Annotated in this window: 12 protein-coding genes and 1 pseudogene; 5 read left to right on the forward strand and 8 right to left on the reverse strand. The window is 51.8% G+C overall.

Going from position 1 to position 13,733, the window contains the following annotated elements; genetic code table 11:
- Window positions 1-33: 33 nt before the first annotated feature.
- Genes cysC through cysD form a run of 3 tightly spaced genes read right to left on the reverse strand, consistent with a single transcriptional unit; the run spans window position 34 to window position 2,976 of the window.
- A complete protein-coding gene (cysC, locus tag FEK46_RS03015) occupies window positions 34-639 on the reverse strand; it encodes an adenylyl-sulfate kinase (RefSeq protein ID WP_130208047.1) in 606 nt (201 codons plus the stop codon).
- Entirely contained in the window at window positions 639-2,066 is a 1,428-nt protein-coding gene (gene cysN, locus FEK46_RS03020) for a sulfate adenylyltransferase subunit CysN (protein ID WP_135494992.1), read from the reverse strand. The genes cysC and cysN overlap by 1 nt, the downstream gene beginning before the upstream one ends.
- Window position 2,067: 1 nt before the next feature.
- The gene (gene cysD, locus FEK46_RS03025; protein ID WP_000372392.1) at window positions 2,068-2,976 is read right to left on the reverse strand and encodes a sulfate adenylyltransferase subunit CysD; all 909 of its coding nucleotides are present in this window, start codon (window positions 2,974-2,976) and stop codon (window positions 2,068-2,070) included.
- Window positions 2,977-3,226: 250 nt separating this feature from the next.
- On the opposite strand from cysD, the gene iap reads away from it, so the two are divergent.
- Window positions 3,227-4,264, forward strand: coding sequence for an alkaline phosphatase isozyme conversion aminopeptidase (iap, locus tag FEK46_RS03030; RefSeq protein WP_131162384.1), 1,038 nt, complete (start codon window positions 3,227-3,229; stop codon window positions 4,262-4,264).
- Between the two features lie 46 nt (window positions 4,265-4,310).
- Here iap and FEK46_RS03035 read toward each other — a convergent pair.
- The 5 genes and pseudogenes from FEK46_RS03035 to cysJ form a co-directional block, all read right to left on the reverse strand.
- Window positions 4,311-5,693, reverse strand: a pseudogene (locus tag FEK46_RS03035) (CRISPR-associated endonuclease Cas3''); the annotation flags it as partial.
- A 218-nt stretch (window positions 5,694-5,911) separates the two neighbouring features.
- The gene (locus FEK46_RS03040; protein WP_135490267.1) at window positions 5,912-6,064 is read right to left on the reverse strand and encodes a Hok/Gef family protein; all 153 of its coding nucleotides are present in this window, start codon (window positions 6,062-6,064) and stop codon (window positions 5,912-5,914) included.
- 265 nt (window positions 6,065-6,329) lie between these two features.
- Window positions 6,330-7,064, reverse strand: a complete 735-nt coding sequence (cysH, locus tag FEK46_RS03050; RefSeq protein ID WP_135559283.1) for a phosphoadenosine phosphosulfate reductase — start codon at window positions 7,062-7,064, stop codon at window positions 6,330-6,332.
- 274 nt (window positions 7,065-7,338) lie between these two features.
- The gene (cysI, locus tag FEK46_RS03060) at window positions 7,339-9,051 is read right to left on the reverse strand and encodes an assimilatory sulfite reductase (NADPH) hemoprotein subunit (RefSeq protein WP_135559282.1); all 1,713 of its coding nucleotides are present in this window, start codon (window positions 9,049-9,051) and stop codon (window positions 7,339-7,341) included.
- Entirely contained in the window at window positions 9,051-10,850 is a 1,800-nt protein-coding gene (gene cysJ, locus FEK46_RS03065) for an NADPH-dependent assimilatory sulfite reductase flavoprotein subunit (RefSeq protein ID WP_135559281.1), read from the reverse strand. The genes cysI and cysJ overlap by 1 nt, the downstream gene beginning before the upstream one ends.
- 315 nt (window positions 10,851-11,165) lie before the next feature.
- Here cysJ and queD point away from each other — a divergent pair, with 315 nt between their 5' ends.
- The 4 genes from queD to FEK46_RS03085 all read left to right on the forward strand — a co-directional run bounded on the left by queD (window position 11,166) and on the right by FEK46_RS03085 (window position 13,723).
- Complete coding sequence (gene queD / locus FEK46_RS03070; protein WP_016159619.1) at window positions 11,166-11,531, forward strand: 6-carboxytetrahydropterin synthase QueD; 366 nt, start codon at window positions 11,166-11,168, stop codon at window positions 11,529-11,531.
- Window positions 11,532-11,608: 77 nt separating this feature from the next.
- Complete coding sequence (locus FEK46_RS03075) at window positions 11,609-12,880, forward strand: FAD-dependent oxidoreductase (RefSeq protein ID WP_135559280.1); 1,272 nt, start codon at window positions 11,609-11,611, stop codon at window positions 12,878-12,880.
- Window positions 12,871-13,131 (forward strand): ferredoxin family protein, encoded by a 261-nt coding sequence (locus FEK46_RS03080; RefSeq protein ID WP_135559279.1) that lies wholly within the window; start codon window positions 12,871-12,873, stop codon window positions 13,129-13,131. The genes FEK46_RS03075 and FEK46_RS03080 overlap by 10 nt, the downstream gene beginning before the upstream one ends.
- Before the next feature lie 16 nt (window positions 13,132-13,147).
- Entirely contained in the window at window positions 13,148-13,723 is a 576-nt protein-coding gene (locus FEK46_RS03085) for a glycerol-3-phosphate responsive antiterminator (RefSeq protein ID WP_130214505.1), read from the forward strand.
- Window positions 13,724-13,733 lie beyond the last annotated feature (10 nt).

The raw sequence follows: 13,733 nt of genomic DNA on the forward strand, positions 1-13,733 counted from the left end.
TTGACGAACCGGGCATGAAAACCCGGTGGTGTCTCAGGATCTGATAATATCGTTCTGTCTCAGTAGATCTAATAATTGCTGAACCAAATTTGTTACTAATTGTTCACCATTGAGATGAATTTCTGCCGATTCAGGCGCTTCGTAAACGGAATCTATTCCGGTAAAGTTACGCAGTTCACCAGCGCGTGCTTTTTTATATAAGCCTTTTGGATCGCGAGACTCACAAATCGCCAGCGGCGTATCGACAAACACTTCGATAAACCGCCCTTCTCCTACACGTTCGCGAACCATCTGCCGTTCGGCGCGGTGTGGTGAGATAAACGCCGTCAGCACCACCAATCCGGCCTCGACCATTAAATTCGCCACCTCACCGACCCGACGGATATTTTCTTTGCGATCGGCATCGCTAAAACCGAGATCGCTGCATAAACCGTGGCGGACATTGTCGCCATCCAGTAAATATGTACTGACGCCAAGTTTATGTAACGCCTCCTCCAGCGCCCCCGCGACCGTTGATTTACCGGAACCAGAGAGGCCGGTAAACCACAGCACAACACCTCGATGACCGTGGTGGTGCTCGCGTTGTTGTGCAGTAACCGGATGGCTATGCCAGACGACGTTTTCGTCATGCAGCGCCATCATTTACCTCCCAGTAAATCGCGCGCTCCCCAGTGCGGGAAGTGGCGGCGTACTAACGCATTCAGCTCCAGCTCGAATGCGCTAAATTCCGACGGCGCAACGGCGGCCTCGTTTTTCGGCTCATGCACCATACCGGCACCAACAGTCACGTTGCTCAGGCGATCGATAAAAATCAGCCCACCCGTCACCGGATTTTGTTGATAACGATCTAACACCAACGGCTCGTCAAAGGTGAGATCCACGAGGCCGATCCCATTCAGTGGCAGGTTTTCAACTTCACGCTGGGTAAGGTTATTAATATCAACCTGATAGTGAATACCATCAACGCGGGCGCGCGTCTTCTTACCGGCGATTTTGATGTCGTAACTCTGCCCAGGGGAAAGCGGTTGCTCCGCCATCCATACCACATCAACTGACGCGCTCTGCACTGCCGGTAACGCTTCATCTGCTGTCAGCAGCAGATCGCCACGGCTGATATCGATCTCGTCCGTCAGCACCAGGGTGATCGCTTCTCCAGCAAAAGCTTCTCCGCGATCGCCATCAAAAGTGACGATCCGCGCGATGCTTGACTCCACACCAGAGGGCAGCACTTTGACACGTTGCCCGACTTGCACGCTGCCGGAAGCCAGCGTTCCGGCGTAGCCACGAAAATCGAGATTAGGGCGGTTAACGTACTGAACCGGGAAGCGCATCGGCTGGGCATCAACCACTCGCTGAATCTCCACGGTTTCCAGCACTTCAAGTAATGTTGGGCCGCTGTACCACGGCATTCTTTCACTTTGCGAAGCTACATTGTCGCCTTCCAGCGCAGAGAGCGGCACAAAGCGAATATCCAGATTGCCCGGCAATTGTTCGGCAAAAGTCAGGTAGTCTTCACGAATGCGGGTGAATGTCTCTTCACTGTAATCCACCAGATCCATTTTGTTGATCGCTACGACCAGATGTTTGATCCCCAACAGCGTGGAGATAAAACTGTGACGACGGGTTTGATCGAGCACGCCTTTACGGGCGTCGATCAATAAGATCGCCAGCTCACACGTTGACGCGCCAGTCGCCATATTGCGGGTGTACTGCTCGTGCCCAGGGGTATCGGCGATAATAAATTTACGCTTCTCGGTGGAGAAATAGCGATAAGCCACATCGATTGTGATGCCCTGTTCGCGTTCCGCTTGCAGGCCGTCCACCAGCAGCGCCAGATCCAGTTTTTCGCCCTGGGTGCCGTGACGTTTACTGTCGTTATGCAGCGATGAGAGCTGATCTTCGTAGATTTGGCGGGTATCGTGCAGCAGGCGACCAATCAGGGTACTTTTGCCGTCATCGACGCTACCACAGGTCAGAAAACGCAGCAGGCTTTTATGTTGTTGCGCAATCATCCAGGCTTCGACGCCGCCTTCATTGGCGATTTGTTGTGCAAGTGCGGTGTTCATCTTAAAAATACCCCTGACGTTTTTTCAGCTCCATAGAGCCTGCCTGGTCGCGGTCAATCACGCGCCCCTGACGTTCACTGGTGGTGGAAACCAGCATCTCTTCGATGATCTCCGGCAGCGTTTGTGCATTTGACTCCACCGCACCGGTCAGCGGCCAGCAGCCCAGCGTGCGAAAGCGAACCATCCGTTTTTTAATCACTTCACCCGGTTGCAGGTCGATACGGTTGTCATCAATCATCATCAACATACCGTCGCGTTCCAGAACCGGACGTTCGGCGGCGAGATACAGCGGAACAATGTCGATATTTTCCAGCCAGATGTATTGCCAGATATCCTGCTCGGTCCAGTTAGAGAGCGGGAAGACGCGGATGCTCTCGCCTTTGTTGATCTGCCCGTTATAGTTGTGCCACAACTCCGGACGCTGGTTTTTCGGATCCCAGCGATGAAATCGGTCACGGAAAGAGTAGATTCGTTCTTTGGCGCGGGACTTCTCTTCATCGCGACGTGCGCCACCGAAGGCGGCATCAAAACCGTATTTGTTCAGAGCCTGTTTCAAACCTTCGGTTTTCATAATGTCGGTATGTTTGGCGCTGCCGTGCACGAACGGGTTAATCCCCATCGCCACGCCTTCCGGGTTTTTATGTACCAGCAACTCGCAGCCGTAAGCTTTCGCCGTACGATCGCGGAACTCATACATCTCGCGGAATTTCCAGCCGGTATCGACATGCAGCAGTGGGAACGGCAGCGTACCAGGATAAAACGCCTTGCGCGCCAGATGCAGCATGACGCTGGAATCTTTGCCGATGGAGTAAAGCATCACCGGATTTGAGAATTCTGCCGCCACCTCGCGAATGATGTGGATGCTTTCCGCCTCCAGCTGTCGTAGGTGGGTAAGTCGTTTTTGATCCATAACCGTTCCTTTGCAATACCGCTATTTTCTTGCCATCAGATGTTTCGACTATAGGGAGCGCAGGAGAACGAATGAAATTACCAATTGGAATGAGTAGTTCCTTAACGGAATAACGCTTTGGCAAAGCAAATATCAAAAAGTGCTTAAGCTACCGAATTTCGGGCGTTTAGGAAGATTTGAAATTGTTTTAGCGCAGCGGCAGTTTCATACTATGGCGGTAAAAATTTTGCATGGTATTTAAGGACTCACTATGTTTTCCGCATTGCGCCACCGTACCGCTGCCCTGGCGCTCGGCGTATGCTTTATTCTCCCCGTTTACGCCTCATCACCTAAACCTGGTGATTTTGCCAATACACAGGCGCGACATATTGCCACTTTCTTTCCGGGACGAATGACCGGAACACCCGCAGAAATGTTATCTGCCGATTATATTCGGCAACAGTTTCAGCAAATGGGTTACCGCAGTGATATTCGAACATTTAATAGCCGATATATTTATACCGCACGCGATAACCGCAAAAACTGGCACAACGTGACGGGAAGTACGGTGATTGCCGCTCATGAAGGCAAAGCGCCGCAGCAGATCATCATTATGGCGCATCTGGATACCTATGCCCCGCAGAGCGACGCAGATGCAGATGCCAATCTCGGCGGGCTGACGTTACAAGGAATGGATGATAATGCCGCAGGTTTAGGTGTCATGCTGGAGCTAGCTGAACGCCTGAAAGATATTCCGACTGAGTATGGGATTCGTTTTATTGCCACCAGTGGTGAAGAGGAAGGGAAATTAGGTGCTGAGAATTTACTCAAGCGCATGAGTGATACCGAAAAGAAAAATACTTTATTGGTGATTAACCTCGATAATCTGATTGTTGGCGATAAGCTGTATTTCAACAGTGGCGTAAAAACACCTGAAGCAGTAAGGAAATTAACGCGCGACCGGGCGCTGGCAATTGCCCGCAGTCACGGAATTGCCGCCACCACAAATCCAGGTTTGAATAAAAACTATCCGAAAGGCACTGGGTGTTGTAATGACGCAGAAATATTCGACAAAGCGGGCATTGCTGTACTTTCGGTGGAAGCGACAAACTGGAATCTTGGGAATAAGGATGGTTATCAGCAACGAGCAAAAACAGCCGCATTCCCTGCGGGAAATAGCTGGCATGACGTAAGACTGGATAATCAACAGCATATAGATAAGGCACTTCCTGGAAGAATAGAACGCCGCTGCCGTGATGTTATGCGGATAATGTTACCGTTGGTGAAGGAGCTGGCGAAGGCGTCTTGATGGGGTTGAAAATGAGAGTTGGGAGTTCCCCGCTGGCGCGGGGAACACGCCGCTCGATCAACCCTTCAAGAATGCACGACATGTAAGCGTCACAGGCGTGGATCTCATCAGCCAGCAGGATTTTATTACTCAGCCCCAGAAGCCGCAGATTATTATGTTTGAACGGCATCACCGCCATCATCGCCTGATCCAAAGTGCCGACGCCAATTTCAGCCAGCAACGCCTTCTTGTTACTGTCGGCAAACCAGGCCGCACATCCCTGACTGAACGTTTGTTCATCCGATTCTTCTGACCCGACTAAATCACCGGACCAGAGTGATTCATTAAAGCGGTCCATTAATGTGCGGGAACTGTGTGCCAGCACCAGGCTGGGGCGAGATTCTGGAGAATAGAAAGCAAGCCAGGTTTTGACCAACCGATCGTACATGGCATTGGCCGTTGCCATTGTTGGCAAGCCAAAAAACAAACCCTGAGCTTTCCCCGCAGCCATCAACCTGTGCGCCAGGATAAGCGCCGCTTCCGTTTTACCTGCGCCAGTCACATCTTCCAGAATAAATAACTGTGGCCCAGGCTGGCTGATATCCAGATCCAGCACCTTTTGCTGTAACGGTGTCGGGTGCTCGATAAAAGGAAACAGTGTGTTAATTCCGGTGAAAGGCGCGGTTTCTGCTTTTGGAGGAAAGACGGTTAATGCGGTTTGAGCCTGAACTAAAGCCTTCTGCCAGTAATCTTTAATATCCATTGCCTGTGCGACACGTGGAAAAAATCGCGTTGACGAACCCGTCCAGTCTGCGAGTACGATGGTTGCAGAGATGTACCAGGAAAGTTGTTTTATAAGTTCAACACCCTCATCATCATCCCAGAATGCAGGGATCTCTATGAGGGGAAACAGTGGTTTGATTGCAAGGAGAAAATCTCGTGCGGCAGCTTTGTCTTCAGGCAGAAAATTATCCAGTTCATCCACGCGATCAGGGGGCCGACCATGATGCCCGGTAGTCAAAGGCATCCACATCTCTATCACCCGTTTAAGTTTGCGCGAAGAGAGTGAAGATGAAGGAAGCAATTCTTCGCATTCACATAAATAATGATGCCATAACCAGTAGCCCAGCGTTGAATGAGAGATCTTTTCGTAATTCTTTCTTGCGCCTTCCGGAACCTTGAGTTGTGGGTGCCGGTAAAGTTGCTGAAATGAGCGGGCAAATTTTCCAGTATCGTGCCAGCACAGCAACCAGGCGAAAAATTGTGCCGCCTGTTCCCTATCTGAAATACCTAATTGACGAAAATAGTCAGCCAGCCCGAAGCAATTGCTTTTGACCATTAAATAGCCCATCGCGGCTACATCGAGCGAATGCCAACAAAGAAGATGATAGTCGTCGCCACCCTCTTTATCACCCTGGCGGGTTTTCGCCCAGTAATTAAATAACGTCACAGCAATTCCTGTCGAAAAAAACTTCAGGAAATTTTATGTAATTTTAAGATATATTCTGTGATGAGTGTCGCCATTAATATTATCCACACAATGAATAAAACAAGTGAAAATATATAATTTTCAGAGAAATATGTTTTATAAATACCATGAATATTATAAAAGGGGTGCAGGAAGCCAACCATCACAATCCGAAACGCGGGGTTACCCCCGCGTGGTAGCTACTTCTTCGATTCGTAAGCGAGAACAGCCTTAAACTCAACACCACGTTCTCTGATACTCAACTCACATAACGAGTCGCCTACCATCAGCGTGAATCCCAGTACTGTAAAACACAGTACTATGATTGCCACAAGGGCATATTTTGTTAGCATGTCTTGCCTCCCTGCAAAGAAGAGACTAACATCCAAATTGCTTAGGTTTGAACGCTGGCCTCAGGTTGATAGAAATATCTCCTGGGGCTTTTGTCCATCTGGAGCCTCGCGAATGCTCAACGCCAGACAGCTTCAAGCACCCGTCGCTATTCTATTCCTTCCAGGCTCTCCCTCTATATTTCCGTGCAAAATCAGGAATGCTGCTCGCAAAATAAAAACGCCCCTATCATTTCTGACTGAGGCGTTTATTTTATTCAGAAGATATTTACCCTTCGTGCAATCCACATTCCCTTTTTAATCCAAAGAAACGCGTTTCTTCTTCCGCCATGCCAGGTTCCCATTTACGGGTTGTATGGGTATCTCCCACCGATAAATATCCTTCATCCCATAATGGGTGATATTTCAGGCCATGTTTTTGCAGGTACTGATATATCATCCGGTTATCCCAGTCGATAATCGGCAGCACCTTAAATACGCCACGCTGAATTGCCAGCACCGGTAAATTAGCGCGGCTGCCGGATTGTTCGCGGCGCAGGCCAGCAAACCACGTTTGCGCATTCAGTTCTTTCAGCGCCCGGTTCATCGGTTCAACTTTGTTGATGTCATTGTATTTTTCAATGCCTTCAACGCCCTGCTCCCACAGTTTACCGTAGCGCGCTTCCTGCCAGGCGGCGCTTTCGGTAGCACGGTACACTTTCAGGTTGAGCTTGAGTTTGTCCGTTAACTCGTCAATAAAGCGGTAAGTTTCCGGGAACAGATAACCGGTATCGGTGAGGATCACCGGAATGTCCGGGTGAATCTGATTCACCAGATGCAGGCTCACCGCCGCCTGAATGCCGAAGCTGGAAGAAAGCACATATTCACCGGGCAGATTATCCAGCGCCCATGCAACGCGGCCTTCAGCGTCCAGTTTTTCCAGTTCGACGTTAGTTTGGGCCAGCGCCAGAATCCGGTCTACCTTTGGCAGTTCGTTCAGGGTGTTTAGATCGAGTTTGGACATAAGTTCCTCACTGTTTGCCTTGCCTGATGCGACGCTGACGCGTCTTATCAGGCCTACAAGACCGGGCTCAACCGTAGGTCGGATAAGGCGTTTACGCCGCATCCGGCAAAGGTGCCAACTTGCCTGATGCGACGCTGACGCGTCTTATCAGGCCTACAAAACCGGGCTCAACCGTAGGCCGGATAAGGCGTTTACGCCGCATCCGGCAAAAGGTGCCAACTTGCCTGATGCGACGCTGACGCGTCTTATCAGGCCTACAAGACCGGGCTGATGGTTAATCCCACAAATCGCGCGCCGGGTCGAGCACCGGGCGAATGATGCCCGCACGCACCGTAAAGTCGCCGAAGCCTTCACCCGCTTCACGCTCTTTCGCCCAGCGCCCTATCAGTTCATCAAGCGACGCCAGGATTTCCGGATCGGAGATGTTTTCTTTATACATCCGTGGGATACGTGTCCCCATGCGGTTGCCGCCAAGATGCAGGTTGTAGCGACCCGGCGCTTTACCCACCAGACCCACTTCCGCCAGCATCGCGCGACCACAACCATTCGGGCAGCCTGTTACACGCATCACGATATGCTCATCGCTAATGCCATGTTTCGCCATTAAATTATCGATGTTATCGATAAACGACGGCAGGAAACGCTCCGCTTCCGCCATCGCCAGCGGGCAAGTCGGGAATGACACGCAAGCCATTGAGTTTTCACGCTGCGGCGTGACGGCATTCATCAACCCGCTCTCTTTGGCGATCTTCTCGATCTTCGCTTTCTCGCTTTCCGGTACACCGGCGATGATCAGATTCTGGTTCGCCGTAATGCGGAAATCGCCTTTGTGGATCTTCGCGATCTCCAGCAAGCCGGTTTTCAGCGGACGCCCAGGATAATCAAGGATGCGACCATTTTCGATAAACAGCGTCAGATGCCAGTTATCATCAATGCCCTTAACCCAGCCAATACGATCACCGCGTCCGGTAAACTCATACGGACGGATCGGTTCAAATTTGATCCCCGCGCGACGTTCCACTTCCGCTTTAAACGTCTCAACACCCACGCGCTCCAGCGTGTATTTGGTTTTGGCATTTTTACGATCGGTTCGGTTACCCCAGTCACGCTGAGTTGTCACGACGGCTTCCGCCACCGCCAGCGTATGCTCCAGCGGCAGATAGCCAAACTCGCTCGCCGTGCGGGCGTAGGTTTTCTTGTTACCGTGCTCCATGGAAAGCCCACCGCCCACCAACAGGTTAAAGCCCACCAGCTTGCCGTTTTCAGCGATCGCCACGAAGTTCATGTCGTTGGCATGCAGATCGATATCGTTCTGCGGCGGGATCACTACCGTGGTTTTAAACTTACGCGGCAGGTAGGTCTGACCAAGGATCGGCTCTTCATCAGTAGTGGCGACTTTTTCCTGATCGAGCCAGATCTCCGCGTAAGCTCGAGTACGCGGCAGCAGATGTTCAGAGATTTTCTTCGCCCATTCATAGGCTTCCGCATGCAGCTGCGACTCGAACGGGTTCGAGGTGCACAGCACGTTACGGTTCATGTCGTTGGCGGTGGCTAACGCATCCAGACCGACCGAGTGCAGCATCTGGTGCGCAGGTTTGACGTTCTTTTTCAGAATACCGTGGAACTGAAACGTCTGACGGTTGGTCAGGCGGATGCTACCGTAAATGGTGTTTTCCACCGCAAATTTGTCGATCGCCTGCCACTGTTTGGTGGTGATAACACCGCCAGGCAAACGGCAGCGCAGCATCATGGCGTGGCGCGGTTCCAGCTTCTGCTCAGCACGTTCAGCGCGGATGTCACGGTCATCCTGCTGATACATACCGTGGAAACGGATCAGCAGGAAGTTATCGCCCTTAAACCCACCGGTCAGGCCGTCATTTAAATCTTCAGCAATCGTGCCGCGCAGATAGTTGCTTTCAAGCTTCATGCGCTCGGCGTCTGCCAGTTTACCTTCGACCACTAAAGGCCCTGGATGTTTTTCGCTCATTAGTAGACATCTCGCTGATAACGGCGCTCTACGCGCAGCTCACTTAAAAATTCATCTGCCGCTTCGGTGTCCATGCCACCAAATTCGGCAATCACTTCCAGAAGTGCCTGTTCAACGTCTTTCGCCATGCGATTAGCGTCGCCACAGACATAAATGTGGGCACCGTCATTGATCCAGCGCCACAACTCCGCGCCCTGTTCGCGCAGTTTGTCTTGTACGTAAATTTTTTCTTTTTGATCGCGCGACCAGGCAAGATCGATACGTGTCAGCACGCCCTCTTTGACGTAGCGCTGCCACTCCACCTGGTAGAGGAAATCTTCCGTAAAGTGCGGGTTGCCAAAGAACAGCCAGTTTTTACCCGGCGCTACGTCGGCGGCACGTTGCTGCATAAAGGCGCGGAACGGCGCAATACCGGTACCTGGGCCAATCATAATCACCGGGGTTTCCGGGTTAGCGGGTAGGCGGAAGTTGTCGTTATGTTCGATAAAGACGCGAACTTCGCCCTCTTCTTCCACACGATCCGCGAGGAAACTAGAAGCACCACCGGCACGGGCGCGGCCTTCCACGTCGTAACGCACCACGCCAACGGTGACGTGTACTTCGTTCTCGACTTCCGCCTGCGAGGAGGCGATGGAATAGAGGCGCGGGGTCAGCGGGCGCAGCAGATTAATCAGCGCTTCGGCATCCAGTTGTGCCGGAGAGAAACGCACCATGTCGACAATCGGCGTGGTCGCGGCGTAATGCTGCAACTTCGCTTTATCGCCCACCAGCGGCAGCAGCGTTTCGCTGCGCGTTAAGGTAGCGTAGTTCTCAACGATATTGGCGGTGTTGACGGTCAGTTCGAAGTGCCACTGTAGCGCCTCGTTCAACGGCAGGGTTTTGCCCTCAACGGTGACAGGTTCATCGCCTTTCAGCCACAGCAGTTCGACAAGTTCTTTCACCAGTGCCGGATCGTTCTGATACCAGACGCCCAGCGCGTCACCCGGCTGATAACGCAGGCCAGAGTCGCCTAAGTCAATTTCGATATGACGAACGTCTTTTTCAGAGTTACGCCCGGTAATTTTCTGGTTAACCGAAAGGCTAGCCACCAGCGGCGCGTCTTTGCTGTACGGGCTGGTGTGGATTTCATTTACCGCGCCAGTAGCGACGGATTGTGAAGGTGCTGCGACGGGCGCGCGCGATTTAAGCGCATCAACCACGCGGGCGCGCCACTCGCTGGCAGCGGCCTGGTATTCAACGTCGGCATTGACACGATCGAGCAGGCGTTCACCGCCCAGTTCCGCCAGCTTGCTGTCGAAATCTTTCCCGGACTGGCAGAAAAATTTATAAGAGCTATCGCCAAGGCTAAACACGGCAAACGCGGTGTTTTCCAGCTTCGGCGCTTTTTTGGAGAACAGAAACTTATGCAGCGCGACGGCTTCTTCCGGCGGTTCCCCTTCCCCTTGTGTTGACGTCACCACGATAAGCAGTTTTTCGCTGGCGATTTGTTTGAATTTATAGTCGCCCGCGTTCACCAGCTTAACGTTCAGTTTTACCGCTAATAAGTCATCGCGTAACGCTTCGGCGACCCGACGCGCATTGCCGGTTTGCGAAGCGGAGATAATAGTAATACCCGGCATTTCTGCGGCGGGCGCTGGCGTCGCTGCAAGCGTAGCAGGCTGCTGATTGAGCACGCCCCAGAAATAGCCAGAAACCCAGGCAAGCTGGGCGGGCGTTAAATCGGTCGTGGCCGCCTGAAGGCGTGCCAGTTGCTCCGGGTTCAACGGAAGCAACGCGGAAGGTGGGACCTGTGTCGTCATGCGTCGTTATGTTCCAGTAAGCAAAGCTGTTTATCGGCCCTGTCAGCGCCCATAAAACAGAAGAGAAGGTAAGGTTAACGGCGCGAAGGGGGTGGATTAAAGACGGGATAGCGATAACTAATAACCAAATCGACTAACCTGTTTTAGCAATAGTCTTTAACAACAAAATAGATTTATTAACTCAATGAAAAATAAATAAATATCGACCGCAATTAAGTTAAATCGGTCATTTTGCGCAACAAACCCGTTTTTAGTAATGCGAAAAAACAGGCTTTCCGGTACTCTACGGCGGTTTTATCGTCCTGTAGAGAAATTATGATGTCCACCACGTTATTTAAAGATTTCACCTTCGAAGCCGCTCACCGTCTGCCGCACGTCCCACAGGGACATAAGTGCGGGCGCTTACACGGGCATTCTTTTATGGTGCGCCTGGAAATTACAGGGGAAGTCGATCCACATACGGGCTGGATTATTGATTTCGCTGAACTGAAAGCGGCGTTTAAACCGACCTATGATCGCCTCGACCACTATTATCTCAATGATATACCCGGTCTGGAAAACCCGACCAGCGAAGTTTTAGCAAAATGGATTTGGGATCAAGTTAAACCCGTTGTGCCACTATTAAGTGCGGTGATGGTGAAAGAAACCTGCACTGCGGGCTGTATCTATCGCGGCGAATGATAAGAGTGTGTCGGCGGTCAATTTCCCTTAAGTAACGCCATGTTAGGGTGTTGCGCTCTGGATATCTGGGGCATGACATGGAAGACGACTGCGACATTATTATTATTGGTGCGGGTATAGCAGGCACCGCTTGTGCTTTACGCTGCGCGCGGGCAGGTTTGTCCGTTCTGTTACTGGAACGCGCTGAAATTCCCGGCAGTAAAAACCTTTCAGGCGGGCGTTTATATACCCATGCGCTCGCTGAACTCCTCCCGCAATTTCATCTGACCGCGCCCCTTGAGCGCCGTATCACCCACGAAAGCCTTTCTTTATTAACACCAGATGGCGCCACAACATTTTCCAGCTTACTGCCCAGCGGCGAGTCATGGAGCGTGTTACGCGCGCGATTCGATCCGTGGCTGGTTGCCGAAGCCGAAAAAGAAGGTGTCGAGTGTATCCCTGGTGCGACGGTAGATGCGCTGTATGAAGAAAACGGCAGAGTGTGTGGCGTTATCTGTGGTGACGATATTCTCCGCGCCCGTTATGTGGTGCTGGCAGAAGGTGCCAACAGCGGACTGGCTGAACATCACGGGTTAGTGACTCGTCCTGCTGGCGAAGCGATGGCGTTGGGGATCAAAGAAGTGCTGTCGCTGGAAACATCCGCTATTGAAGAACGTTTTCATCTGGAGAATAACGAAGGCGCAGCGTTGCTGTTCAGCGGCGGGATCTGTGATGACTTACCCGGCGGCGCATTTCTTTATACTAATCAACAAACGCTCTCGTTAGGGATTGTTTGCCCACTCTCTTCCCTTACGCAAAGTCGTGTTCCGGCAAGCGAGCTGCTGGCTCGCTTTAAAGCGCATCCGGCAGTGCGCCCGCTTATCAAAAACACGCAATCGCTGGAGTATGGCGCGCATCTGGTGCCGGAAGGTGGTCTGCACAGTATGCCGGTACAATACGCTGGTAACGGCTGGCTGCTGGTGGGCGATGCATTGCGCAGTTGCGTTAATACCGGAATTTCAGTGCGCGGTATGGATATGGCATTGACTGGCGCACAGGCGGCAGCACAAACCCTGATAAGCGCCTGCCAGCACCGCGAACCGCAAAATCTGTTTCCGCTTTATCATCACAACGTAGAACGCAGTCTTCTGTGGGATGTTCTACGGCGTTATCAGCATGTTCCGGCGCTTTTGCAACGTCCAGGCTGGTATCGGGCGTGGCCTGCGTTAATGCAGGATATTTCCCGTGATTTATGGGATCAGGGTGATAAACCTGTTCCGCCGCTGCGCCAGTTACTCTGGCGTCATTTACGTCGTCATGGCCTGTGGCATCTGGCGGGCGATGTTATCAGGAGTATCCGATGTCTGTAGCCCGTAATTTCTGGCGCGCTGCTGATGCGCCGCATATTGTTCCCGCTAAATACGTTGAGCGCCAAACGGCAGAACGATTGATTAACGCCTGTCCGGCAGGGCTTTTTGCGCTCACACCGGAAGGGGACTTGCGCGTTGATTATCGCGGTTGCCTTGAGTGCGGAACCTGCCGTTTGCTGTGCGACGAAAAAACACTACAACAGTGGCGCTATCCGCCTTCCGGATTCGGCATCATCTACCGCTTTGGATAAATAACAAGGATAATTTATGTCCCTCTTACACCTGCTCCGTCAGAATCCGGTGATTGCTGCCGTTAAAGACAATGCCAGCTTGCAACTGGCAATCGATTCTGAATGCCGGTTTATTTCCGTGTTGTACGGCAATATCTGCACCATCAGTCATATCGTCAAAAAGATTAAAAATGCCGGGAAATATGCCTTTATTCATGTCGATTTGCTGGAAGGCGCATCGAACAAAGAAGTGGTGATTCAGTTTCTGAAACTGGTGACCGAAGCGGACGGTATTATCAGTACCAAAGCCTCAATGTTGAAAGCCGCCAGAGCAGAAGGTTTTTTCTGTATCCATCGCTTGTTTATTGTCGATTCGATTTCGTTTCACAACATTGATAAGCAGGTTGCGCAATCGAACCCAGATTGTATTGAGATCCTGCCTGGCTGCATGCCCAAAGTGCTGGGCTGGGTGACGGAGAAAATCCGCCAACCGCTGATTGCTGGTGGGTTGGTGTGCGATGAAGAAGATGCGCGTAACGCGATTAACGCGGGTGTCGTGGCGCTTTCCACCACGAATACCGGGGTCTGGACGTTAGCGAAAAAATTGCTTTGACGGGATAATC

Origin of the sequence: Escherichia sp. E4736 (assembly GCF_005781225.1) — a bacterium.
Lineage (GTDB): Bacteria > Pseudomonadota > Gammaproteobacteria > Enterobacterales > Enterobacteriaceae > Escherichia.